At 64.0% G+C, this 23,634-nt stretch carries 28 protein-coding genes; 12 read left to right on the top strand and 16 right to left on the bottom strand.

Annotated features, from left to right (window positions below):
* Positions 1 to 17 precede the first annotated feature (17 nt).
* A complete protein-coding gene (locus RBB42_RS07325) occupies positions 18 to 653 on the top strand; it encodes a glutathione S-transferase family protein (protein WP_305969157.1) in 636 nt (211 codons plus the stop codon).
* Between the two features lie 44 nt (positions 654 to 697).
* On the opposite strand, the gene choX is transcribed toward RBB42_RS07325, so the two are convergent.
* Complete coding sequence (gene choX / locus RBB42_RS07320) at positions 698 to 1,618, bottom strand: choline ABC transporter substrate-binding protein (protein WP_305969158.1); 921 nt, start codon at positions 1,616 to 1,618, stop codon at positions 698 to 700.
* 158 nt (positions 1,619 to 1,776) lie between these two features.
* On the opposite strand from choX, the gene ade reads away from it, so the two are divergent.
* On the top strand, positions 1,777 to 3,471 hold the full coding sequence (ade, locus tag RBB42_RS07315; RefSeq protein ID WP_305969159.1) for an adenine deaminase: 1,695 nt from the start codon (positions 1,777 to 1,779) through the stop codon (positions 3,469 to 3,471).
* A 72-nt stretch (positions 3,472 to 3,543) separates the two neighbouring features.
* On the opposite strand, the gene RBB42_RS07310 is transcribed toward ade, so the two are convergent.
* Positions 3,544 to 4,719, bottom strand: coding sequence for a lytic murein transglycosylase (locus RBB42_RS07310; RefSeq protein WP_305969160.1), 1,176 nt, complete (start codon positions 4,717 to 4,719; stop codon positions 3,544 to 3,546).
* A gap of 257 nt (positions 4,720 to 4,976) precedes the next feature.
* Here RBB42_RS07310 and RBB42_RS07305 point away from each other — a divergent pair, with 257 nt between their 5' ends.
* Positions 4,977 to 5,333, top strand: coding sequence for a response regulator transcription factor (locus tag RBB42_RS07305; protein WP_371931748.1), 357 nt, complete (start codon positions 4,977 to 4,979; stop codon positions 5,331 to 5,333).
* A gap of 6 nt (positions 5,334 to 5,339) precedes the next feature.
* Here the strand turns inward: RBB42_RS07305 and RBB42_RS07300 are convergent, their stop codons facing one another.
* From RBB42_RS07300 to def (RBB42_RS07270), 7 genes are all read right to left on the bottom strand, one after another.
* On the bottom strand, positions 5,340 to 6,329 hold the full coding sequence (locus RBB42_RS07300; protein WP_305969162.1) for a glutathione S-transferase family protein: 990 nt from the start codon (positions 6,327 to 6,329) through the stop codon (positions 5,340 to 5,342).
* A 96-nt stretch (positions 6,330 to 6,425) separates the two neighbouring features.
* On the bottom strand, positions 6,426 to 6,659 hold the full coding sequence (locus RBB42_RS07295) for a GlsB/YeaQ/YmgE family stress response membrane protein (RefSeq protein ID WP_305969163.1): 234 nt from the start codon (positions 6,657 to 6,659) through the stop codon (positions 6,426 to 6,428).
* A 135-nt stretch (positions 6,660 to 6,794) separates the two neighbouring features.
* Positions 6,795 to 7,037, bottom strand: a complete 243-nt coding sequence (locus RBB42_RS07290; RefSeq protein WP_305969164.1) for a hypothetical protein — start codon at positions 7,035 to 7,037, stop codon at positions 6,795 to 6,797.
* A gap of 58 nt (positions 7,038 to 7,095) precedes the next feature.
* Positions 7,096 to 8,007 (bottom strand): methionyl-tRNA formyltransferase, encoded by a 912-nt coding sequence (fmt, locus tag RBB42_RS07285; protein ID WP_305969165.1) that lies wholly within the window; start codon positions 8,005 to 8,007, stop codon positions 7,096 to 7,098.
* A gap of 65 nt (positions 8,008 to 8,072) precedes the next feature.
* The gene (gene def, locus RBB42_RS07280) at positions 8,073 to 8,567 is read right to left on the bottom strand and encodes a peptide deformylase (RefSeq protein WP_305969166.1); all 495 of its coding nucleotides are present in this window, start codon (positions 8,565 to 8,567) and stop codon (positions 8,073 to 8,075) included.
* Positions 8,564 to 9,067 carry a peptide deformylase gene (gene def, locus RBB42_RS07275; protein WP_305969167.1) on the bottom strand — a complete coding sequence of 168 codons (504 nt, stop codon included), beginning with the start codon at positions 9,065 to 9,067 and terminating at the stop codon, positions 8,564 to 8,566. The genes def (RBB42_RS07280) and def (RBB42_RS07275) overlap by 4 nt, the downstream gene beginning before the upstream one ends.
* Entirely contained in the window at positions 9,064 to 9,591 is a 528-nt protein-coding gene (gene def / locus RBB42_RS07270; protein WP_305969168.1) for a peptide deformylase, read from the bottom strand. The genes def (RBB42_RS07275) and def (RBB42_RS07270) overlap by 4 nt, the downstream gene beginning before the upstream one ends.
* A gap of 103 nt (positions 9,592 to 9,694) precedes the next feature.
* On the opposite strand from def (RBB42_RS07270), the gene RBB42_RS07265 reads away from it, so the two are divergent.
* Positions 9,695 to 10,870 (top strand): MalY/PatB family protein, encoded by a 1,176-nt coding sequence (locus RBB42_RS07265; protein WP_305969169.1) that lies wholly within the window; start codon positions 9,695 to 9,697, stop codon positions 10,868 to 10,870.
* Between the two features lie 102 nt (positions 10,871 to 10,972).
* Here RBB42_RS07265 and RBB42_RS07260 read toward each other — a convergent pair whose 3' ends face one another.
* The 6 genes from RBB42_RS07260 to RBB42_RS07235 form a co-directional block, all read right to left on the bottom strand.
* The gene (locus RBB42_RS07260; protein WP_305969170.1) at positions 10,973 to 11,593 is read right to left on the bottom strand and encodes a trimeric intracellular cation channel family protein; all 621 of its coding nucleotides are present in this window, start codon (positions 11,591 to 11,593) and stop codon (positions 10,973 to 10,975) included.
* 13 nt (positions 11,594 to 11,606) lie between these two features.
* On the bottom strand, positions 11,607 to 12,059 hold the full coding sequence (gene rnhA, locus RBB42_RS07255) for a ribonuclease HI (protein WP_305969171.1): 453 nt from the start codon (positions 12,057 to 12,059) through the stop codon (positions 11,607 to 11,609).
* Positions 12,052 to 12,642, bottom strand: coding sequence for a class I SAM-dependent DNA methyltransferase (locus RBB42_RS07250; protein ID WP_305969172.1), 591 nt, complete (start codon positions 12,640 to 12,642; stop codon positions 12,052 to 12,054). The genes rnhA and RBB42_RS07250 overlap by 8 nt, the downstream gene beginning before the upstream one ends.
* A gap of 41 nt (positions 12,643 to 12,683) precedes the next feature.
* Positions 12,684 to 13,136, bottom strand: a complete 453-nt coding sequence (locus tag RBB42_RS07245; protein WP_305969173.1) for a DUF3429 domain-containing protein — start codon at positions 13,134 to 13,136, stop codon at positions 12,684 to 12,686.
* A 7-nt stretch (positions 13,137 to 13,143) separates the two neighbouring features.
* Positions 13,144 to 14,100, bottom strand: coding sequence for a 4-hydroxy-3-methylbut-2-enyl diphosphate reductase (gene ispH / locus RBB42_RS07240; protein ID WP_305969174.1), 957 nt, complete (start codon positions 14,098 to 14,100; stop codon positions 13,144 to 13,146).
* A gap of 222 nt (positions 14,101 to 14,322) precedes the next feature.
* Positions 14,323 to 14,895: a LabA-like NYN domain-containing protein gene (locus tag RBB42_RS07235; RefSeq protein WP_219513532.1), complete on the bottom strand. Its 573-nt coding sequence runs from the start codon at positions 14,893 to 14,895 to the stop codon at positions 14,323 to 14,325.
* 137 nt (positions 14,896 to 15,032) lie between these two features.
* On the opposite strand from RBB42_RS07235, the gene folK reads away from it, so the two are divergent.
* The 8 genes from folK to acpS all read left to right on the top strand — a co-directional run bounded on the left by folK (position 15,033) and on the right by acpS (position 21,703).
* Positions 15,033 to 15,593: a 2-amino-4-hydroxy-6-hydroxymethyldihydropteridine diphosphokinase gene (folK, locus tag RBB42_RS07230; RefSeq protein WP_305969175.1), complete on the top strand. Its 561-nt coding sequence runs from the start codon at positions 15,033 to 15,035 to the stop codon at positions 15,591 to 15,593.
* Between the two features lie 97 nt (positions 15,594 to 15,690).
* The gene (gene rpoZ, locus RBB42_RS07225) at positions 15,691 to 16,044 is read left to right on the top strand and encodes a DNA-directed RNA polymerase subunit omega (RefSeq protein ID WP_043142299.1); all 354 of its coding nucleotides are present in this window, start codon (positions 15,691 to 15,693) and stop codon (positions 16,042 to 16,044) included.
* Between the two features lie 28 nt (positions 16,045 to 16,072).
* Positions 16,073 to 18,223, top strand: a complete 2,151-nt coding sequence (locus RBB42_RS07220; protein WP_305969176.1) for a RelA/SpoT family protein — start codon at positions 16,073 to 16,075, stop codon at positions 18,221 to 18,223.
* 16 nt (positions 18,224 to 18,239) lie between these two features.
* A complete protein-coding gene (locus RBB42_RS07215) occupies positions 18,240 to 18,875 on the top strand; it encodes a DUF2062 domain-containing protein (RefSeq protein WP_305969177.1) in 636 nt (211 codons plus the stop codon).
* A gap of 93 nt (positions 18,876 to 18,968) precedes the next feature.
* Positions 18,969 to 19,718: a pyridoxine 5'-phosphate synthase gene (locus RBB42_RS07210; protein WP_305969178.1), complete on the top strand. Its 750-nt coding sequence runs from the start codon at positions 18,969 to 18,971 to the stop codon at positions 19,716 to 19,718.
* A 128-nt stretch (positions 19,719 to 19,846) separates the two neighbouring features.
* Entirely contained in the window at positions 19,847 to 20,665 is an 819-nt protein-coding gene (locus tag RBB42_RS07205; RefSeq protein WP_305969179.1) for a 2OG-Fe(II) oxygenase, read from the top strand.
* Between the two features lie 110 nt (positions 20,666 to 20,775).
* Positions 20,776 to 21,234: a hypothetical protein gene (locus RBB42_RS07200; protein WP_305969180.1), complete on the top strand. Its 459-nt coding sequence runs from the start codon at positions 20,776 to 20,778 to the stop codon at positions 21,232 to 21,234.
* A gap of 67 nt (positions 21,235 to 21,301) precedes the next feature.
* A complete protein-coding gene (gene acpS / locus RBB42_RS07195; protein WP_305969181.1) occupies positions 21,302 to 21,703 on the top strand; it encodes a holo-ACP synthase in 402 nt (133 codons plus the stop codon).
* Positions 21,704 to 21,720: 17 nt separating this feature from the next.
* Here acpS and RBB42_RS07190 read toward each other — a convergent pair whose 3' ends face one another.
* A complete protein-coding gene (locus tag RBB42_RS07190; protein WP_305969182.1) occupies positions 21,721 to 23,406 on the bottom strand; it encodes a trypsin-like peptidase domain-containing protein in 1,686 nt (561 codons plus the stop codon).
* Positions 23,407 to 23,634: the final 228 nt, after the last annotated feature.

Genomic DNA, 23,634 nt, shown 5'->3' with positions numbered 1-23,634 from the left:
GACCTCGGAGAGAGATCATGAGTGACATCACCCTTTACACCAACCCCATGTCGCGGGGGCGCATCGCCCGCTGGATGCTGGAAGAAACCGGCGTTCCCTACCGGACGGAGGTCCTGCAGTACGGTCCGGAGATGAAAGCCCCCACCTACAGGGCGTTGAACCCGATGGGCAAGGTACCGACCCTGGTGCATGGCAAGACCATCATCACGGAATGCGCGGCGATCTGCGCCTATCTGGCGGATGCCTTTCCCGAGGCCGGGTTGGCGCCAGAGCCGGGGGCGATCGCGCGGGGCGCTTACTATCGTTGGCTGTTCTTTGCCGCGGGGCCGGTCGAGGCGGCAGTGACCGCGGCCTCTTTCGGCTTTGACACGCAGGATGAACAGTCCTTTGGCCGCGCCGGCTGGGGCAACCTCGAGGCGGTGACGGATACGCTGGATGGGCTGCTGTCGGACGGGCGGACTTACCTGCTGGGCGATACGTTCTCGGCGGTGGATGTCTACCTGGGTTCGCAGATCGCCTGGGGGCGCGAGTTCGGCAGCTTGCCCGACCGAACCAACTTTGGCCCCTATGTCGCACGGATCATGCGACGCGAGGCGGCGGTCCGGGCGCAGGACATGGACAATGCCCTGATGCCGCAACAGGACGAGAGTTAGTCCAGGCGACGTTGAACGGGGGCGCCTGGGCGCCCCCGCCCGGATCACTTCAGCGCGTCCATGACCGCGGCCTTGGCGTCGCCACCGTCGATCGCGGTCACGCCGTCCAGCCAACCGTCCAGAACGCCGGTGTTGGCCGACAGCCAGGTCCTGGCGGCATCCTCGGGGTCTTCACCCTCGTCGAGGATCAGGGCCATGATCTCGTTTTCCATCGCCAGGCTGAACTCGAGGTTCTTGAGCAAAGCGCCGACGTTGGGGCATTCATCGACGTAACCGACACGGGTGTTGGTATAGACCGTCGCGCCGCCCAGGTTCGGACCGAAATAATCGTCGCCGCCGGTCAGGTAGGTCAGGTCGTAGTTGGCGTTCATCGGGTGCGGTTCCCAGGCCAGGAATACCACGGGCTCATCGCGGCTGACCGCGCGCCCGACCTGCGCCAGCATCCCCTGTTCCGAGCTTTCCTTGACCTCGAATTCGCTGAGGCCGAAAGCATCCGCGTCGATCATGTCCATGATCAGGCGGTTGCCGTCGTTGCCCGGTTCGATGCCATAGATCGTTTCGTCCAGCGCATCCGCATGGTCGGCGATATCGGCGAAATCCGCGATCCCCAGCGCGGCGCCGGCGGCATTGGTGGCCAGGGTGTATTTTGCCCCCTGCAGGTTGTCGCGGACGGTCTCGACCGTGCCTGCCTCGCGGTAAGGGGCAATATCGGCCTCCATCGTCGGCATCCAGTTGCCAAGGAAAATGTCGATGTCGCCCTCGGCCATCGAGGTATAGGTCACCGGAACGGACAGCACCTTGATATCCGTCTCATAGCCCAGCGCGTCCAGCACCAGCGTGGTGGCGGCGGTGGTGGCAGTGATGTCGGTCCAGCCCACGTCCGAAAAGGTGACGGTGCCGCAATCGGCCATCGCGGTTCCCGCAACAAGACTCAGCGCAAGTGCGGAAGTGAGGGTCTTTTTCATGGAAGTCTCCCTGGTTGGTTTTGCGCGCAAGTAGATCGTGCCTTGGGGTCCATTGCAACCGGCGGATGGGTCGGCTTGGTTGCGGCGGCGTAAGCCCTCGCAGGGGACCGGGCGCTGTGCCATCATCCGGCACGAAGCAGTTTTCGAAAGGCAGAGTCATGGCGGATCTGGAACGACGCATCGCGCAGGGGCGCGGGGATGAACCGGCGGACAAGGTGCTGCGCGGTGGGCGGGTGTTCGACCTGATGACCGGAGAGTTGCTCGACGGCGACGTCGCCATCTCCGGCGACACAATCGTCGGCACCCTGGACCGCTACGAAGGCCGCGAGGTGATCGACGTCACTGGGCTGATCTTGGTGCCGGGGTTCATCGACACCCATCTGCATATCGAGTCCTCGCTGGTCACACCTTTCGAGTTCGACCGGTGCGTGGGGCCGCGCGGGGTAACGACGGCGATCTGCGACCCGCATGAAATCGCCAACGTGATCGGCGAGGCCGGCGTGCGCTATTTCCAGCAGGCCAGCCGCCATACGTTGATCGACATTAAGGTCCAGCTGTCGTCCTGCGTGCCCTCGACCCATATGGAAACCGCGGGAGCCGAACTGACCGCCGCGGAGATTGCCGGGCTGATGGGGCACGCGTCGGGCCTGGGTCTGGCGGAGTTCATGAATTTTCCCGGCGTGATCCACCGTGATCCCGCCTGCATGGACAAGCTGCGCCTGTTCGAGGGCGGCCATGTGGACGGGCATTGCCCCCTGTTGTCCGGCAAGGACCTGAACGCCTATGTCGCGGCGGGCATCCGGACCGAACACGAAGCGACCAGCGCGGAAGAGGCCCTGGAAAAGCTGCGCAAAGGGATGCGGGTGCTGATCCGCGAAGGCTCTGTCTCCAAGGACCTGAATGCGCTGCAACCGCTGCTGAATGAACGAACGGCGCCTTACATGTGCCTCTGCACCGACGACCGAAACCCGTTGGACATCGGCGAACACGGGCACCTTGATTACATGATCCGAGAGTTGATCCGGCTGGGGTGCTCGCCATTGTCGGTTTACCGCGCGGCCAGCCTTTCGGCCGCCGAGGCCTTTGGCCTGAAAGATCGCGGCATGATCGCCCCAGGCAAACGGGCGGATATCGTCGCCGTCGGCTCGCTGGACGCCTGCGACGCGCAGATGGTGCTGGCGGGCGGCGTCATGCTTTCGGAGGCGGCGTTTTCCGCACGCGAGACGGTGGCGCCTGTGGGGCGCGCTTCGGTCAAGGCGCCGCAGGTTTCACCCGAAAATTTCCGGGCACGGGCCAACCGTGTCGAAACGGATGTCATCGGCATCCGCGAGGGCCAGATCCTGACCGACCACCTGCACGAGGACATTGCCATCGTGGACGGTGACAAGGCGCCGGACGTCACCCGCGACCTGGTGCGCATCGCGGTGGTGGAGCGGCACGGCAAGAACGGGAATATCGCCACGGGGTTTGTGAAGGGTTTTGGCCTGAAGGCCGGGGCGATTGCCTCGACCGTCTGCCACGACCACCACAATATCGCCTGCGTCGGCGTGGACTATGCCGATATGGCCGTGGCCGCCAATCGGCTGTCCGAGATCGAAGGCGGTTTCGTGGTGGCCCGAGATGGCGAGGTCCGGGCCGAGCTGGCGCTGCCCGTGGCCGGCCTGATGAGCCTAGAGCCCTTCGAGGAAGTCCGCGCCCGGCTGGTCGACCTGAGGGCGGCGGCGAAGTCGCTGGGCGTGGCGCTGGAAGAACCCTTCCTGCAACTTGCCTTCCTGGCATTGCCGGTGATCCCGGCGCTCAAGATCACCGACCGGGGCATGGTGGACGTGAACCGTTTCGAGATCATCGGGTAACGCAGCGCCCTGTCCGCCGCACGGTTTCGGCCCGGATGGGCCGAAACATCACCTGGACACGGTTTGCCCCGATTACAGCCGGTTCAGCAGCGCAGGCGTCGGCCAGGCATCCGCCGGCAAGCCCAGTTCGCGCTGAACATCGCGAACCGCGCCGCGGGTGCCCGCACCGAGGATACCGTCGATTTCTCCCACGTCGTAGCCGCGCGCGGCCAGCTTGGACTGCAGGCGCTTCATCTGGTCACCGGAAAGTCCGGGCTCGGGGTTGCCCGCGTCATAGACCGGCGCGCCCTCCAGCCGGGTACCAAAGTAGGCGGCGGTCAGAACATAGGTAAAGCTCTGGTTCCATTCGAAATAGACACTGAAGTTCGGATAGGCGATGAAGGCCGGCCCTTTGCGCCCCTGCGGGATGATGATGGATGCCTCCAGCCGACCATCGTCCAGCGCCCCGTGCTTGCCGCGCACACCCAGTTGTTCCCATTCCGCCACCGTCTTGGTGGTGTGCATGCCGGTGTCGTACCAGTCCAGGTCGGAGGGCAGTTCGACCTCCTGCAACCAGGGCTCGTTCGGGCGCCACCCGAGGTGCGACAGCATCTTGGCGCCGGACATCAGGGCGTCGGGGGCCGAGGTCTTGGGCGTCACATGGCCATCGCCGTCACCATCGACGCCGTTGATCAGGATGTCCTTTGGGAGCATCTGAACCATGCCGATCTCACCGGCCCAGGCGCCAGTTGTGGTGCGCGGGTCGAAATCGCCGTTCTCGTACAGCTTGAGAGCCGCGAATATCTGCGGCCGGAAGATCTCGGGGCGGCGGCAGTCATGCGCCAGCGTCACCAGCGCGTTGAGCGTGTTGAAATCCCCCTGGAAGGCCCCGAAATCGGTCTCGAAGGCCCAGAAGGCCAGCAGGACACCGCGGGAAAGGCCGTACTCGCGTTCGATCCGGTCGAAGACGGAGTCGTAGCGGTCCGCCATCTGGCGTCCCTTGTCCAGCCGGTACTGGCTTATCAGCTTGCGCGAGAAGGTGATGAAAGGATCCTGAAAGATCCCCTGCCGGCGATCGGCCCTCAGCACGGCGCTGCTTTGCTGCGCGCTGGCAAAAAACTGCCGAACCGTGGCGGGATCATGTCCCTGCGTGACAGCCTCTTGCGCCAGACCGTCGACGAAGGCGCCAAAGCTTCCGCCACAGGGCACGTCCTGCGCCTGCGCCGCGCCTGCCAGCATCAGCGCTCCGATAATTGCCGAAAACCGCATCGAATTCCTCGTTTGCTCTGTTTGGCGGCACAGTATCAAGACCGGCGCCCGGGGCAAGCGCGCTTCGCTTTCAGGGCAACTTGTGGCAGGTTTCCGACGGGACAGGCTCTGACAACCGAGACGGGTATTTACCCTTTATTCAAAATTCTCATGGCAATTAACCGTTTCTTCACTCCTGTGAACACATGATGAAGACAAGGAACGGTTCACAGGGGATATTCTACCCCAGTGCTGGGTGCGAGGAGAGTCGCTTGAACGTGCTGATCGTGGAAAACAGCGAGCCGTTGGCTCAGCTGTGGAAGAGGCATATCCAGCGTGGAGGTGCCCAAGTCTGGACGGCCGCCACCGAGGAGGCCGCCTTTGACCTGCTTGCGGCTCAGAATTTCGACATCATCATCCTGAACGTGGTGCTGGAAGGCGGCAACGCGCTGGCCGTCTCCGACCTGGCGCAATATCGCCAACCCGAAGCGCGGATCATCTTCGTCACCAATACGACCTTCTTTTCGGACGGGTCGATCTTCAACCTTTGCGCCAATGCCTGCGCCTTTCTGCCCAGCAGCACCTCTCCCGACGATCTCGCGACGATGGTCAGGCACTACGCCCGGACGGGCTGACGCGGCTCAGGCCGCGCGCCGCTTGTCACGCCCATGCGGCGCGTCAAGATCCAGGTCCGGTCCCACGGGCACGATGCGGTGCGGGTTCACCGTTTCGTGGCTATAGTGGTAATGCCGCGTGATATGGTCGAAATTCACCGTCTCCGCCACGCCCGGCCACTGGTACAGTTCACGGGTATAGGCCCAGAGATTCGGGAAATCGACGATCCGCGCCCGGTTGCACTTGAAGTGACCGTGATAGACCTTGTCAAAGCGGATCAGCGTGGTGAACAGCCGCCAGTCGGCCTCTGTGATTGCGTCCCCCATCAGGTACCGGTTGTGTGACAACCGATCCTCGATCCAGTCCAGCGTTTCGAAAAGCGGGTGTACAGCGTCGTCATAGGCCTTTTGCGTGGTCGCAAAGCCCGACTTGTAGACGCCGTTGTTCAGCGTGTCATAGATGCGCGCATTGATCGGCTCGATCGCTTCGCGCAGAGCCTCGGGCCAGAAATCTTGCGTGTTGCCGGTGATCCCGTCGAAGGCACTGTTGAACATGCGGATGATCTCGGCACTTTCGTTCGAGACGATGATTTCACGTTGCTTGTCCCATAGCACGGGAACGGTGACGCGGGTCGTCGCCTGCGGGTCGGCCTTGGTATAGATGTCACGCAGGTAGGGCAGACCATAGAGCGTGTCGCCCGTAGCCCCCTTGCTATCGGTGTCGAATGTCCAGCCGTCGCCCAGCATGTCCGGATGTACGGCGCTGACCGTGATCAGGTCCTGCAACCCCTTGAGCCGGCGAAAGATCAGCGCGCGATGCGCCCAGGGGCAGGCATAGCTGACATAGAGGTGATAACGGCCCGGTTCCGCCTTGAAGCCGCCCTCGCCCGTGGGGCCCGGTGCGCCATCGGCGGTGATCCAGTTGCGCCAGCTCGACTCCGAGCGCACGAACTTGCCGCCGGTCTTTCCCGTATCATACCAGCCTTCGTGCCAGGTGCCGTCAACAAGTTGTCCCATACTATCCTCCTTTGGCTGGCAAGGAGTTAGAACCACAAAGCTTGCGCACCAAGGCCGATAGGCGCGCAGGAGGTCTGTGCAGGCGCACATGCACACCTAGCGCATGAAGGTCTGCCAGACCCAGATCAGCAGGAGCGCCCCCAGCACGGCGCCAACGAGTCCGGCCAATAGCCCCGTCACGGTCAGCAGAAACCGCAGGATCAGGCCGCCGATCAGCGCGCCGCCGATGCCGATGGCGATGGTCGGCAGGATGCCGGTATCCATCTTCATCATGCGGGTGGCAAGGAAACCGGCGGCGGCGCCGATAATGATGAGCCAGACAATAGGCATGGATGCTCCTCTTGGGCGGGCGCGTCTCTGCGGGCAGGATAGGCGAGCGGGACGGCGGCGCCTAGGGGGAAGCCCCGGAAATGCGCCCGGCCCTTTGTGCCGATGGCAATGGGCGTGACATGGCGCCACCCGGGGTCATCTGCGGCGCCGCCAGTGCGTCGGCACGATGATCAGCGCGCCGATTGAAGAGAGAATGGCATTCAGGCCCGGACTGCGAAAACCAATGCCGAACATGATGGTGACAAAATAGAACAGGAAGGCACCGCCGATGCAGATGATGATGCTGGACAGGATGCCGTTCCTGGTAAATCCCGATTTCTCGGAGAGATAGCCGGTGATCCCGGCGATGACCACGGTGCCGATCAGGGTGGGGAACATAGGGGTCTCCTTGGGTCCGGGATCACGATAGGGGCACGGGCGCGCGATGCCCAGAGGTTCAGCCGCCCAGATGTGTGCCCTTGGGCAGTGGAAAACCGTTCAGAAAGGTTGCCGCGTCCTGCGCGCCCTTGCCTGCCCGTTGCGCGCGGCTGATGCGCAGGGCGCCGGTTCCGCAAGCCACGGCAAAGCAATCGTCCAGCAGCACGCCCGGCGCGCCCTGCCCGTCTGCCGGTTCGGCGCCCAGCAGCTTTATCCGGTCCCCCTTGTGCGTGGTCCAGGCGCCGGGAAAGGGCGCAAGTCCGCGGACCTGGCGCGAGATCTCTTCCGCGGGGCGCGTCCAGTCTACGGCGGCCTCGGCCTTGTCGATCTTGTCGGCATAGGTGACGCCCTCCTCGGGCTGGGGTTCGGGCACGAGGTCGTCGATCCGGTCGAGCGCTTGGGTGATGAGCCGCGCACCCATCTGGCTGAGCCGGTCGTGCAATTCGCCGGTCGTCTCCGTGGCACCGATGGGCGTGGCCTCGCGCAGCAGCACCGGGCCGGTGTCGAGGCCGGCCTCCATCTGCATGATGCAGACGCCGGTTTCGGCATCTCCGGCCATGATCGCGCGGTGGATCGGGGCCGCACCGCGCCAGCGGGGCAGCAGGGAGGCATGGATATTCAGGCAGCCCAGTTTCGGCGCATCCAACACCGGCTGCGGCAGGATCAACCCGTAGGCGACAACAACCGCCAAGTCGGCGTTCAACTCGGCGAATGCGGCCTGGTCCTCGGGCGATTTCAGCCTTTCGGGATGACGGACCGGCAGGCCCAGTGCCTCGGCGCGCTGATGCACCGGGGTGGGGCGGTCCTTCTTGCCACGTCCGGCGGGACGCGGTGGCTGGCAATAGACGCAGGCGATGTCATGGCCCGCCGCATGCAGCGCGTCGAGGACCGGGACAGAGAAATCGGGGGTGCCCATGAAGACAACGCGCATGTACCTGCTCCTGCGATGATCGTGTCGCGGGTGTAACGCAGGCAGGCGGGCGGGACCAGATGGCGTCAGCCGCGTTTGCGGGCCTTGCGCAAGAGCATGTCGCGTTTCATCTTGCTGAGCCGGTCGAAATACATCCGCCCGTTCAGGTGGTCGATCTGGTGCTGGACCGAAGTGGCCCAGAGACCGACCAGATCCTTGCGCACCTTCATGCCCTGCGGGTCGGTATAGGTGACGGTCACGGCGCGCGGACGGCTGATCTTCGCGTGCACACCGGGCAAGTTGGGGCTGGCCTCGTCATGGTCCCGGAACTCGACGGAGGCGTGCAGGATCTCGGGGTTGGCCATGCGCAGGGGTTTGCCACGTTCGTCAGAGGCATCGACCACCGCAAGCCGCAACATCACGCCGATCTGTGGCGCGGCAAGGCCGACGCCGGGCATGGCCTCCATCGTGTCGATCATGTCCTCCCAGATGGCACGGATCTCGTCGGTGATCTGCTCGACCGGGGCGGCGGCGGTGCGCAGGCGCTTGTCGGGCCATGGGACGAAAGGGCGTACGCTCATGCGTCCTGCCCCGCTTCGTAGGCCGCCAGGAGCGCATCGCGCCCGGCCGGGTCCAGCCGGTCGAAATGCAACACCCCGTCGAGATGGTCGTATTCATGTTGGGCGATCGTCGCCTCTGACCCGGTCAGGGTCAGTCGCTGCGCCGTGCCCGTAAGATCTGTGAAGGCAAGCGTGATCGTCGCAGGGCGGGTCACCTCCGCGGTCACGCCGGGAACGGAGAGGCAGCCCTCTGTTGACACCGCCTGCTCGTCAGAGGCCGACAGGATCGCCGGGTTGATGCAGACGAGCGGGGTCATGTCGCCCTCTTTCCAGCCCGCGTCCATGACAAAGAATCGCTGCATTACGCCGACCTGGGGCGCGGCAAGGCCACGACCGGGCGCATCGTACATGGTTTCGAACATGTCCGTCACCAGCGCCTCGAGTGCGGCGGGCTCCTGGACCGGGGCACAGGGCTGGGCCAGGCGCGGGTCGGGCCATTTCAGGATCGGAAGAATGCTCACGCCTTTTCCCGCGCCCGCTCTTTCTTGAGCTTGACCATCTTGCGGGTGATCATCTGCCGCCGGAGCGGTTTCAGGTAGTCGATGAACAGCTTGCCGTCGAGGTGGTCGATCTCGTGCTGGACACAGGTGGCCCAGAGCCCGTCGAAGGTTTCGCGCTGCAGCTTGCCGTCGCGGTCAAGCCATTCAACGTCTACCACCTTGGGTCGTTCGACATCGGCATACTGGTCGGGGATCGACAGGCAGCCTTCCTCGTAGACGTTGCATTCATCGCTGCTGGCCACCACCTGCGGGTTGAACATGACCAGGGGGCGTGCCTCGTCCCCGTCGTCCTTTTTCGCGCAATCCAGCACGATCAGCCGCGACAGGATACCGATCTGCGGCGCGGCCAACCCGATGCCCGGCGCGGCATACATGGTTTCCAGCATGTCATCCGAAAGGGCGCGCAGATCGTCTGACAGATCGTCGACGGGGGCGCAGACCTTTTTCAGGCGAGGGTCGGGGTGAATGAGGATCGGCCGTTTCATGCGCCCGATTTAAGCATGGCGGACGATATAGGCAAGCGCGGCCCCTTGCACCTGCCACCCGTCAGGATAGCCTGCGCCGCGTAGATGCAGAAAGGGGCAGGTGATGAGCCGGTTTGACGAGGACATCGACCGCGTGGGCACGCATTCGACCAAGTGGGACATGATGGAAAAGGCCTATGGCGTCTCGCCCGAGGACGGGCTGGCAATGTGGGTCGCAGACATGGATTTCCGTCCGCCCGATTGCGTCCGCGCGGCCCTGCAGCGGATGGTCGATCACGGGCTGTTCGGCTACTTCGGGCCCGACACCGCCTATCGTGACGCGATCCGCTGGTGGCTGGACGAGCGGCACGGCTGGGAAATCTCGCCCGACTGGATCTTTTCCACGCATGGGCTGGTGAACGGGACGGGCCTGTGCCTGCAGGCCTACACCGAGCCGGGGGACGGCGTGGTGCTGTTCACGCCGGTCTACCATGCCTTTGCCCGAGTCATCCGCGCTGCGGGGCGCGAGGTGGTGGAATGCCCGCTGGTGATGAACAACGGTCGTTACGAAATGGATTTCGACGCCTACGACGGCATGATGACCGGGCGTGAGAAGCTGGTGATGCTCTGTTCTCCACATAATCCCGGCGGCCGGGTCTGGACAGAGGAGGAATTGCGCGGTCTTGCCGAATTCGCAAAGCGGCATGACCTTGTGCTGGTCTCGGACGAGATCCACCATGACCTGCTGATGCCGGGCGAAAAGCACATTCCTATGGCCAAGGTCGACGCCGGCATCGAGGACCGGCTGGTGATGATGTCGGCCACCACAAAGACCTTCAACATGGCGGGCAGCCATATCGGCAATGTCATCATTCCCGATACCGCCCTGCGCAAACGCTTTGGCGACGTCATGGCGGGGCTGGGCATGTCGCCCAATTCCTTTGGCATGGTGACCGCCACCGCCGCCTATTCGCCCGAGGGCGCCGCCTGGGTCGATGAGCTTTGCGCCTACCTAGATGGCAACCGGCGGCTGTTCGACGAGGGCGTCAACGCGATTCCGGGCGTGACCTCGATGCCGATGCAGGCGACCTACCTGGCTTGGGTCGACTTCGCGGGGACGGGCATGGCTCCCGAGGAGTTCACCCGGCGGGTGGAAAAGGAGGCCCGGATCGCCGTGAACCACGGCAATACCTTCGGGACAGGCGGGGAGAGTTTCCTACGTTTCAACTTTGCCACCCCGCGCAGCCGGGTCGCCCTGGCCGTCGAACGCCTGCAAGAGGCCTTTGCCGACCTGCAATGACGGTCAATCCTAAAGGCTGATGCGAGGGGGCCAGCCCCTCGCGCGCCCCGGGCGATTTTCACCAAGAAACGGCACAGGGGACGGACGACACAGGCCCCGTGGTCACTGTCGCGGCGGGCGTGGCCGGTAGACCGGCAGGCGCCAGCCCAACGTCAGCGACCCGGCGCGGAGCCCGATGGTCACCAGTGCCACCAATCCGGCGCTGACCGCGGGCGAGGCGCCCGCCCGCGTGGCCAGGACACCGGCCAGCGATCCTGCAAGAGCGCAGGTGACGTAAAGTTCGCCTTGTTTCAGCACCAGCGGCAGTTCGTTGGCAACCACGTCGCGGGCCAGACCGCCGGCACAGCCTGTGGCGATTCCCATGACCAGCACGACGCCCACGGGCTGACCCAGCCCCTGCGCCACCCCGGCCCCGGCGGCCACGGCGATACCCAGCGCCAGCGCGTCCAGCCAGAGGATCGCGCGCATCCGGCTTTCCAGCAGGTGGGCCGTGAAAAAGACCAGCACGGCAGCGCCTGTCACAACCGCAAGATAGGTCTGGTCGGCAATCCAGATCGGCGTGCGGTTCAACAGCGTGTCGCGCAAGGTTCCCCCGCCCAGCCCCGTCAGACCGGCGAGAAAGGCAAAGCCAACGATGTCCAGCTGCGCGCGGCTGGCAACCAGCGCGCCGGTCAGCGCAAAGACCAAGACAGCGGCATAATCTAGCAGGACCAGCAGGCTCATGCGCGGGATCCGCTCATTTCTTGAAGGGCGCCATGCCCGCGCGCGCCAATTCGTCGGCACGCTCGTTTTCCGGGTGGCCGGCGTGGCCCTTGACCCACTCCCAGGTCACGTCATGGCGCTTTTGCGCCTCGTCCAGCCTCTGCCAGAGTTCGACATTCTTGACCGGTTTCTTGGCGGCAGTCTTCCACCCGTTGCGCTTCCAGCCGTGGATCCAGCCGGTGACGCCGTTCTTGACGTAGGCGCTGTCGGTCACGACGGTGATGGTCGAGGGCCGGGCAAGGCTTTCCAATGCGTTGATCGCGGCCAGCAGTTCCATCCGATTGTTGGTGGTCTGTGCCTCGCCGCCTTTCAGCTCGCGCTCCTTTACGACCGTTTCGCCATCCATCGCCCGCAGCAAGGCGCCCCATCCCCCGGGACCGGGATTTCCGGAACAGGCGCCATCGGTATAGGCAAAAAGTTCAGGCATGCGCGGTCACCGTGATCCAGGGGGCCATGACATTGTCCAGGCCGAGGTCCTCGCCGTGACGGAAGGCACCGGGGGTGAAACCCGCGGCCCGAAGCAGGCCCGCCAGTTCGGCCTCGGTGTAGTAGGTATAGAGGCGGCCAAGGTCGTCGCGCTGGCTGCCCGAGCCGGACTTCACGCCGATGTGGAAGAGGCCGCCGGGCTTCAGCGCGCGGTGAATGGCCGCCAGATGGCGTGGCATGGCCTCGCGCGGGGCGTGCAGCAGGCTGAAGTTGGCCCAGATGCCGTCATAGGCCGCCACGACATCCAGTGCATCGAAATCCGCCTGGCGCGCGGTCACTCCAGGATGGGCCGACGCCAGTTCCACCATCGCGGCGGATGCATCCCACGCCTCGACGTGGCATCCGGCAGCGGCCATGTGGCGCGCCGAGAGGCCCGGACCGCAGCCGAGATCAAGCACATGCGCCCCTGTGGGCAGCGCCTCGATGAAGGCCCGCAGGGTGGCGTCCGGGACGCCAGAAGCGGTGACCCGGGCGTAGTCTTGCGCCCGGCTGTCGTAGATACGGATGGTTTCACGGTCTGTCATGGATGTGGTCTGGCCTTTTCCGGCGCCCTTCGCAAGCCGGTTCAGAGCAATGCGGTAAGCAGCAGGCAAGCGACGACCAGCGCCGTCAGAAGGATGCGCAACTGCATCCACCAGGGCGGCGCCAGCCCCCAGCGCCAGAAGGCCGCATCCAGCAGCAACAAGGCGAGAAACCCGAATGTCAGGTTGAGCGCGGCTGCGGTCTCGCCTCCGCCCGTGGTGAAAAAGGCCCAGAGCGCGGGAAGGACAGAGAGCACGTAGCCTGTGGTCGCGCGACGTCCCTCGGCCTTGGTGGCAAATCCCCACAGCACGCCGGACATGAAGGAGAGGATGACCGCGCCGTAGAACAGCTGGACATAGGGGCCGACGAAACGCGCGCCGAGGGCACCCTGGCCCCAATCGTGCAGGCCGGGCGAAAGCAGGGTCAGCACACCCCAGACAAAAGGCAGCACGCCGGCCAGGCCAAGGATCAGGGCAGAGCGGGGGATCCGGGACATGGGCGGATCAGGCCGGTTCGCGCAGCACGCGCGGCACCTTGAACTCGACGTTTTCCTGCGCCGTTTCGACCAATTCGACCGTGACGTCGTGGCGGGCGCGGAAGGCGTCGATGACCTCCTCGATCAACACCTCCGGCGCGGAGGCACCAGCGGTGATCCCCACCGATGCGATGCCGTCCAGCGCACGCCAGTCGATATCTGTGGCCCGCTGGACAAGCTGCGAGTAGGCACAGCCCGCACGTCGCCCGACCTCGACCAGGCGCTTCGAGTTCGAGGAATTGGGGGCGCCCACAACCAAGAGCGCGTCCGCCTTTGGCGCCAGCGCCTTGACCGCCTCCTGGCGGTTGGTGGTGGCATAGCAGATGTCTTCCTTGTGCGGGCCGACGATGGCCGGGAACCGCGCCTTGAGTGCAGCCACGATGTCGGTCGTGTCATCGACGGACAGCGTCGTCTGAGTGACGAAAGCAAGGCGCTCGGGGTCTCGCACCTCGACACGGGCCACGTCCTCGACCGTTTCGACCAGCAGCACCTCACCCTTGGGCAGCTGGCCCATGGTCCCCACGGTCTCTGGGTGGCCGGCATGGCCGATCATGATCATCTGCAACCCGTTCTCGTGGTGGCGGGCGGCCTCGATATGCACCTTGGAGACCAGCGGGCATGTGGCGTCGACATAGATCATCTCGCGCTTGGCCGCCTCGGCCGGAACGGATTTTGGCACGCCATGCGCGGAAAAGATCACAGGGCGGTCGTCAGGGCAGTCTTCCAGTTCCTCGACGAAGACGGCCCCCTTGGCGCGCAGATCATCGACGACGTATTTGTTATGGACGATTTCGTGCCGGACGTAGACCGGCGCGCCCCATTTCTCCAACGCCATTTCCACGATCTTGATGGCCCGGTCGACACCGGCGCAGAACCCGCGAGGCGCGGCAAGGTAAAGAGTGAGTGGCGGCAGTCTGTCAGTCATCGCGCGGCCTTTCGTCCTGTGCTTGTCCCTGACCTAAGACCTTGGCCCCTGCTCGTCCAGTGTGCCCCTTTGCCCAAGCCGGACAGGCCAAGGAACCGGCCCAAAGGGGGGCCAAAAGGAAAGGGACGGCGCAGCGCACCGTCCCATCCGTTTCGGGCCGCCCTACCCTGTCCCCGCTCCCTCATCCCTGTGGAGCGGGTTTCGGCACGGCGGCCTATGGTCTTACTTGCTCGAGGCGACCTCGAAGTTGCGTTCGACCTGGTTGTCGCGCGGCGGGCGGCCGATGACTTCACGCAGCTCGTCGAGCTCGATGAAGTTGTCGGCCTGGCGGCGCAACTCGTCGGCGATCATCGGGGGTTGCGAGCGGATGGTCGAGACCACCGAAACCCGCACGCCCTGCCGCTGGAGGCTTTCGACCAGCGGACGGAAGTCGCCGTCACCGGAGAAGAGCACGATGTGATCCACCCGCGGGGCCAGCTCCATCGCATCGACCGTCAGCTCGATGTCCATGTTGCCCTTGACCTTGCGACGCCCCTGGCTGTCCGTGTACTCCTTCGCGGGCTTGGTCACCATCGTGAAGCCGTTGTAGTGGAGCCAATCAACCAGAGGGCGAATCGGAGAGTACTCATCGTTCTCCAGAAGCGCCGTATAATAGAAGGCCCGAACCATCTTGCCACGACGTGCAAATTCCTGTCTCAGGAGCTTGTAGTCGATATCAAACCCGAGAGCCTTGGCCGCAGCGTAGAGATTGGAGCCATCTATGAACAGCGCAAGCCGTTCGTCCTTGTAGAACATAAAATTTCCTTTCGTCCAATCGGCCCGCCAAGTCCGTGAGTGAGTGAGTGGTAGCGGGCGCGTCCGGCTAACATTATTGTTTTTTCCGCGCTTCGCAAGGCGCGGGGAAGTCCCAAAAGGATAGTACGTTAGGGCAAATGGCACAAGAATTCCTTATAGCACTCGGCTCAAACTTGCCGTCCAGCGCGGGCGGCAGCAGCGACACCCTGGCCGCGGCATTGACCGCGATGACTGCTTCCGGGCTGCGTCTGCGCCGGGTCAGCCGGTTTTTCGCAACCCCCTGTTTCCCGCCCGGCAACGGGCCGGACTTCGTGAATGCGTGCGTGGCAGCGACCGGCCCCACTCACCCTCAGGTAGTATTGGATATCCTCCACGCCATCGAGTCGGAGTTCGGTCGAACCCGCGGGACGCGGTGGGCCAGCCGACCGCTGGACCTCGACCTGCTGGCCGCCGGTGACCTTGTGCGCCCGGATCCCGAGGGCCAGGCGCATTGGCGCAATCTGCCGCTGGAGCGACAGACGAAAGACGTCCCAGGCGAGTTGATCCTGCCGCATCCGCGCATCCAGGACCGCGCCTTCGTGCTGGTGCCGCTGGCCGACATCGCATCGGACTGGCGCCATCCGCTGACAGGCGCTACGGTGAAAGAGATGCTGGCAGCCCTGCCCGGGCAGGACCTTGCCGACGTCAGCGCCTTGTAACGGGCCTTGTGATGGCATCCCCCCTTGTATCCCGGGCAAGGGCACGTTATGTCATGCCTTTCTGAGGCCCTCGTAACAGGATAACGGAGCGCTTTTCATGGCACGCGTGACGGTAGAAGATTGCGTCGACAAGGTCCCGAACCGGTTCGAACTGGTGATGCTCGCCGCGCATCGTGCGCGCGAAGTGTCTTCCGGTGCCGCGATCACGGTCGACCGCGACAATGACAAGAACCCGGTGGTCGCCCTGCGCGAAATCGCCGAGGAAACCCAGTCCGCCGACGAGCTGCGCGAGCGTCTGATCGAGTCGAACCAGACCCAGATCGAGGTCGACGAACCCGAAGAAGACGCGATGGCCCTGCTGATGGGTGCAGAGCAGGACAAGCCGCAAGAAGACGACATGTCCGAAGAAAAGCTGCTGCGCGCGCTGATGGAGGCGCAGGGCCAGGGCTGAGCCCCCGGGCCGGCGGTGTGGTGCTGACATGATCTCGGCAGAAGACCTCGTCGATCTCGTCCGCAACTACAATCCGCGCACCAACGCAGATCTGATCATCGCGGCCTATGACTATGGCCGCGAGATGCACGAGGGGCAGTTCCGCAAGTCGGGCGAGCCCTATTTTTCGCATCCGGTCTCGGTGGCGGCGATCCTGACCGAGCAACAGCTCGACGACGCCACCATCGTCACCGCCCTGCTGCACGACACGATCGAAGACACGCGCTCGACCTTTGCCGAGGTCGAACGGCGTTTCGGGCGCGAGATCGCCGACCTGGTCGATGGCGTCACCAAGCTGACCAACCTCCAGCTGTCCAGTTCCGAGACCAAGCAGGCAGAGAACTTTCGCAAGCTGTTCATGGCCATGTCCAAGGATCTGCGCGTGATCCTGGTCAAGCTGGCCGACCGGCTGCACAACATGCGCACCATCCGCGCCATGCGCCCCGACAAGCAGGTGCAGAAGGCGCGCGAGACGATGGACATCTATGCGCCTCTGGCAGGCCGGATGGGCATGCAGTGGATGCGCGAGGAACTGGAGGACCACGCCTTTCGCGTGCTGAACCCCAAGGGCCGCGACAGCATCATCCGCCGCTTCATCACCCTGCAGCGTGAAACCGGCGACGTGGTGCAGCGCATCACCACCGACATGCGCCACGAGCTGGAAAAGGCAGGTGTCGAGGCCGAGGTCTTTGGCCGCGCGAAAAAGCCCTATTCGATCTGGCGCAAGATGCAGGAAAAGAAGATCGGCTTTTCCCGCCTCTCGGATATCTACGGCTTTCGCGTCATCACCCGGTCCGAGGCGGACTGCTATGGCGCGCTTGGCGCCATCCACCAGCGTTGGAAATCCATCCCCGGTCGGTTCAAGGACTATATCAGCCAGCCCAAGACCAACGGCTATCGTTCTATCCACACCACCGTGTCGGGGCGCGATGGCAAGCGGGTCGAGGTACAGATCCGCACCCGCGAAATGCACGAGGTCGCCGAGACCGGGGTTGCGGCCCATTGGTCCTATCGCGACGGCGTGCGAGCAGAGAACCGCTTTGCCGTTGACCCGGCCAAGTGGATCGCCTCGGTCACCGAACAGTTCGACGCCGAGGAAGACCACGACGCCTTTCTCGAGGCGGTCAAGCTGGAGATGTATTCCGACAAGGTCTTCTGCTTCACGCCCCAGGGTGACGTGGTGAAACTGCCGCGCGGGGCGACGCCGATCGACTATGCCTATGCGATTCATACGCGGATCGGGTCCAAATGCGTCGGTGCCAAGGTCGACGGCATCCGCGTGCCGCTGTGGACGCGGCTGAAGAACGGCCAGTCGGTCGAGATCATCACCGCCGAGGGCCAGGCGCCACAGGCGACCTGGCTGGACATGGCGACGACGGGCAAAGCCAAATCAGCGATCCGCCGCGCCCTGCGCGAAGCCAACAAGGAACGCTACGCCAAGCTGGGCCATGAACTGGCCCGGGCCGCCTTCGAATCGCGCGGCAAGAAAGCGACGGACAAGGTGCTGGAAAAGGCCGCGGCGACGCTGCGACTGGACGACACCGAAACCCTGCTTGCACGGCTGGGCAGCGCCGAACTGACCACCTCCGAGGTGGTCGAGGCGGTCTATCCCAACCTCGCGATCCAGGACGACGGCGAGATCGAGATGAAACGCGCGGTCGTCGGGTTGGAACATGGCCAGGGATTCGAACGGGCGAAGTGCTGTCAGCCCCTGCCGGGCGAACGAATCGTGGGGCTTGCGCATCGCGGCCACGGTGTTGCCGTCCATGCCATCGACTGCGCCGCCCTGGCAGATCACGAGGACCAGACAGAGCGCTGGCTGGACCTGCATTGGGCGGAGGGCAAGCACCCGGCCGTCTATACGGTGTCACTCGAACTCACCATCGGCAACGATGCTGGTGTGCTGGGACGGATTTGCACATTGATCGGCGAGACCAAGGCCAATATTTCTGATCTGAATTTCATCGCCCGCAAACCGGATTTTTACCGCCTCATGATGGACATCGACCTGCGAGATGCGGAACATCTGCACTCCCTGATCTCCACGCTGGAGGCGGAAAGCCATGTGGCCGCTGTCGTCCGTCGACGTGACCCCGGGCTTGAATCCGTTCCGGCTGCGGCGACAGAAGCGGCAGAATAGGCAAGAAAGGCACAGCTTGGTCTTCAAGAGACGCGACAGACGGCCGATCGGCCGGATCGTGCTCGAAGTGCTCTGGCCACGAGGCGGCTGGGCGCGGGCGGCGCGGTATGTCCAGTTGCGCGTCAACCGCTTGCCCGATCCTCCCGACAGAATCGCGCGCGGCATCTTTGCCGGTGTGCTGACCACCTTTACGCCCTTTTACGGGTTTCACTTCTTCACCGCCGCGCTGATCGCCTGGATCATGCGGGGCAACATCCTGGCGGCGATCCTGTCGACGTTTTTCGGCAATCCGCTGACCTATGTGCCCATCGGCGTGATCGCGATGAAGACGGGGTATTGGCTGCTGGGGCTCGAAGCGGATGAGGATCACGGCAGCATAGGCAAGAAATTCGTCAAGGCGGGCCAAGACCTCTGGGACAATTTCATCGCCATTTTCACCCCGGACAAGACCGACTGGAGCCACCTCAAGATCTTTTATGACGAGGTGTTCTTTCCCTACATGGTGGGCGGCATCCTGCCCGGTCTGATCGCGGCCACCATCGCCTACTATGTCTCGCGGCCGCTGATCACAGCCTTTCAGAACCGCCGCAAGGGGGCCATCAAGGCCAAGCTGGCCGAGCTGAAGAAGAAAAAGGCGCGCGAGGCCAAGTGATCGCCGGGCCGTCTGGAACCACCCGATTCCCGCTTTCTTTTTCCTGCCCGCCACTCTAGCTTTTGATCAAATTCCAGAACGGGGATCGCCTTCATGACCCAAACCGGACAACTGCGCCTTGGCGTCAACATTGATCACGTCGCAACCGTGCGAAATGCGCGCGGTGGCGCCTATCCCGATCCGATCCGGGCGGCCAAGCTGGCAGAGGAAGCCGGCGCCGACGGCATCACCGCGCACCTGCGCGAGGACCGGCGCCATATCTCGGACGCGGACATCGACGGGCTGATGGAAAACCTGAGCGTGCCGCTCAATTTCGAGATGGCCGCCACCGACGAGATGCAGAAGATCGCCCTGCGTCACAAGCCGCATGCCGTCTGCATCGTCCCCGAAAAGCGCGAGGAAAAGACCACCGAGGGCGGGCTTGAGGTGGCACGTGAAGAAAACAAGCTGGCGCATTTCATCGCTCCCCTGCGAGAGGCCGGTTGCCGTGTGTCGATCTTCATTGCCGCCGACCAGCGCCAGATCGAGGCCGCGCACCGGATCGGCGCGCAGGTGATCGAGTTGCACACCGGCGCCTATTGCGATTTCCACGCCGAGGGGCAGGTCGACAAGCGCGACGCGGAACTGGAACGGATGCGTGAAATGGCCACCTATGCGCATTCGCTGGGGTTGGAGGTACACGCCGGACACGGGCTGACCTACGAGACCGTGCAACCCGTCGCCGCATTTCCCGAGGTCATGGAACTGAACATCGGCCACTTCCTGGTGGGAGAGGCGATCTTTCGCGGTCTCGGCCCGGCCATCGCGGAAATGCGCCGCCTGATGGACGCCGCGCGCGGCTGACCCGCGCGGATCGATCATTCGGTTCACAGCACTCCGCGGGATTGCCTCCATTTTTTCGCCGTAAAACCCCGGTACAGCGGGCCAAAACGCCTGCAATTGCCGAAGGTGCCGTCATGCCCGTCATTCCAATGGATCCAGAAACCCTTGCCATCGACGCAACGGCTGCCAAGGCGGCAGGCGCAGCCGCCGCCGCGACCTATCGCGATCGCCAACCCTATCCCTACGGCAGCTTTGACGATTTTCTGCCCGCAGAGGTGCTGGACCGGGTCCTGGAAGAGCTGGAACAGCTGCCCGAAGCCGAGGACATGTTCAACCGCCCGCAGGAAAAGCTGAAATCCAGCTACCTGCCGGAGCGCCTGCCGCCCTACACGCGCAACCTGTTCTACGTCTTGAACTCGCGCCCCTTTGTGCGCTTCCTCGAAGAGATGACCGGCATCAACGGGCTGATCCCGGACCCCTATTTCGCGGGAGGCGGCGTGCATGTGGTCGCCAACGGCGGGCACCTCGATATCCATGCGGACTTCAACCACAATCAGAAGCTCAACCTGGAACGGCGGCTGAATATCCTGATCTACCTGAACAAGGGCTGGAAAGAGAAATACGGCGGCTCCTTCGAGATCTGGAACACCGACATGACGGAAAAGGTCGCGGGCTTCGTGCCGCTTTTCAACCGCATGTGCTGCTTCAACACCGGGTCCGACACGTGGCACGGCAACCCCGAGACGGTGAACCATCCCGACGGGGAGCCCCGCATGTCGCTGGCCCTGTATTACTACACCGCCACCTGGGACCACAGGCGCAAATCCCACACGACGCTGTTCAAACCCCGCCCCGGCACGAGGGATCAAGTCGACCGGCAGGTGAAGCGGGCTGACATGCTGCAAGAAATCCTGCCGCCAGTCATTTTCCGCAAGGTGATCGGGCGCTTGCAGCGCCTCGGCTTCTGAACAGCCGCAAGATCGGGGAGGGTCGGGAAAAGTCGGGAAATCCCCGCCTCGCCCCCTTGTCCTGGAGGGGCTATCCTTGCGCAAAAGCCGTTCTGACAAGGATCAACCCCATGAAACGCCTGTTCTGCGCCCTGCCCCTTGTCCTGCTTCCGGCCCTTGCGGCGGCACAAGAGACCATCGTCACCGTGCAGGACTGCGACTGGCAGGCCAGCGCCCGCAACATCGTCGAACCCTGGGAGGCGCACAGCCGTACCTTTTCCAACGGCAAGACCCGCCTGGCGCTGATGGACACTATCGAGCCCGCCGCCGGCTGGGCCTGGATGCTGGTGCTGTCGCCGCCCTATTCGGAACTGGGGGACCGTCAGTGCAAGGTGATCGGGCTGAACGGCATGGGCTTTGCCGGGATGGAATTCGGCGCCCTGACCGCCGACTACGACCCCGCCACGGGCCTGACATTCACCGTCCCTGTGAGCGTCTACGACCCGGCCACCGCCATGCCCGGCGCGGCGACCCTGCGCTTTACGCTCAACCAGGCCACCGGCGTCATCGACGGCGACATCCTCCCCTGATCTTGACCTTGGCGCGGCGCCGGGGTTTGTGGGGCGGGTTCCCACCCGCCCGCAGGAGGCTGACGCAATGATCCTTGGCATCGGCACCGACCTGGCCAACATCGACCGGATCGCCGGCACGCTTGACCGTTTCGGCGACCGGTTCCGCAACCGCGTCTTCACCGACGTGGAACAGGCCAAGGCCGAACGCCGGGCGGATACGCCCGGCACCTACGCCAAACGCTGGGCTGCGAAAGAGGCCTGCTCCAAGGCGCTCGGAACGGGGCTGCGCATGGGCATCGCCTGGAAGGACATGGCTGTCAGCAACCTGCACACCGGCCAGCCGGTGATGGAGGTAACAGGCTGGGCAAAAGAGCGGCTGGAGGCGATGACGCCCGAGGGGTACGAGGCCATCATCCACGTCACCCTGACCGACGATCACCCCTGGGCGCAGGCCTTCGTCGTGATCGATGCGCGGCCCTGTACCTGATGCGCCATGGCGAGCTTTCAGGGCTTCAGTCGGCCCACGGGCATCGTGACAGACCAGGTTCGCCCGGCACGCGCAACCCCCAGTCTGAGGTTAGATTTGCCCTGGCCCGATGCCTTGCGTAGCCTGAGATAAAACGCTGGCACACTTCGGACGGGCTCACCGTCGACGCTTACAACTCGATCCCCAACCCGCAGCCGGGCGGTTTCCCCGGCACCGATCACCTCGACCGCAACAGAACCACCGAATTCGAGTTCGCCATAGCTGAGCCGATATCCGTCAAAGCGAAAGTCTCCGTCGGTAAGAGCACGGGAAAGTAAGGTCGCTCCCACCTCCTGCTCTACTTCGGATAGGCGGACAGTCACACCAAGGCCTCGGCCGTTGCGCAGAACCTCAACATTCATTCTGCCCTGCATTTTCCGGGCAGCCCCGGAAAGCGTCAAGTACAGGCTAGCCGCACTCTCGACGGTGGCCCCCCCGACCCGAACAACCATGTCCCCGGTCCGAAACACCGAGCCGGGATCTGCGCCAACCACACGCACAGCACCATGGCCGGTCAACTTGGCGCCCGCGACAAACAGAGTATTGCCATCGAAACGGGGCGCTTCATCGGGCCGTTCCAACCGCGCTAGGCCGTCGGTAACTGCTACAGGTGTATCGGATTTGGACGCCATTGCCGTAGTCAAGAACGTACTTGCACTTTTTGCGGCGGTCGTGCCCGGATACGCCTGAAGCAGGTCCGAAAGTGCTTGGGTCTGTGCCGCACCTTGCAACGACAGAGCCTTGGTCAGAGCCACCGCGGCCTCGACCTCAGGATCGCGCTTTGAGATCATCAGGTCCAAAGTGAATCCGGCACTTCTCGCGGCGCGGCTGTCGGGAAATTGCGAAACCACGTTTTCCAGCGCCGCGCGCCGCGCTTCGATGCCGTCCAGCTGCAGCGCCTCGGTCAGAGCCTCCTGGGCAAGGGTTTCCGGGTCCGGCTTTTGAATGACAACGGGCTCCGGCGCCGCCTTGGCCCGAAATCCCAGCCCCAAAGCTGCTTCGACCGCAGCAATCTTGTGCCCGCCGTTAAAGCCGCCGCGCCCGTGCAACCCACCCTGGTTATGCAGGCCGACAACGGCCAAGGAGCGCGCATCCAGCAGAAGGGAGCCGGACGAGCCGCCCGTCGTCTCGCAGCTATGGCGCAATTGCGACGCCTCTTCGGGCAGCTTGCTCTGGTCCGGGTGTACCTGACAGGTTCCGGATGAGAACTGCTGCGGATCGCCGTTCGGATGGTGGATCATCGTCAGCGCGCGCCGCGGGCGCACGCGCGGCTGCATCACCATCGGCACATGCCCGCCCAGTGCCTCGTTCGCATCCGCGCCGAAGATCTGCAGCACCATCGCGTCAAGCTTTTCATCCCGCGCAAGCTCGCGCGTCGAGACGGCATAAGTCTTGACGTCGCCGGTGAAATCCGCCGCCGTATAGCCAAAGTTGATACGCGCCTCCTGAACGAAGGTGAACCCCGCCGCGACCATGACATCGTTGTAGTAACAGTGGTTGTTGGTCAGCAGGCGGTTTCCGGGCAGGAGCGCCGCGGTACAGGTGGTCATCTGCGGGCTTTTCAGCGTCCGGGTCTGACCGTTGAGCGTCACCGTCCGAGGCTTGCCATCCGGCGTCATCAGGCAGACGTCCAGGCGCCCGATATAACGCGCGATATCCTGCACGTCGTCCGGGGCCTCGGTGATCGGGCGCCAGAACCCGCCGCGTTCCGATGCCCCTTGGATCAGCGCCTGAAGGGCCGAGCTTTGCGTGTCGATGCGAAAGGAGAATTTGCAACCTTCGAAAGCGCTGGCACCGTGTCCGGCTAGCACGAAGAGCAGCGCGGCGAGAAGGCGAGGCAAGGTCATGAAGAAATCCCGGACGGACCTGACAATCCGCAAACCGTAGCAAGC

The sequence above is a fragment of the Mameliella sp. MMSF_3455 genome, assembly GCF_030733205.1.
In the GTDB taxonomy this organism is placed as follows: Bacteria; Pseudomonadota; Alphaproteobacteria; order Rhodobacterales; family Rhodobacteraceae; genus Antarctobacter.
This window is presented reverse-complemented; position numbering and strand designations above follow the sequence as displayed.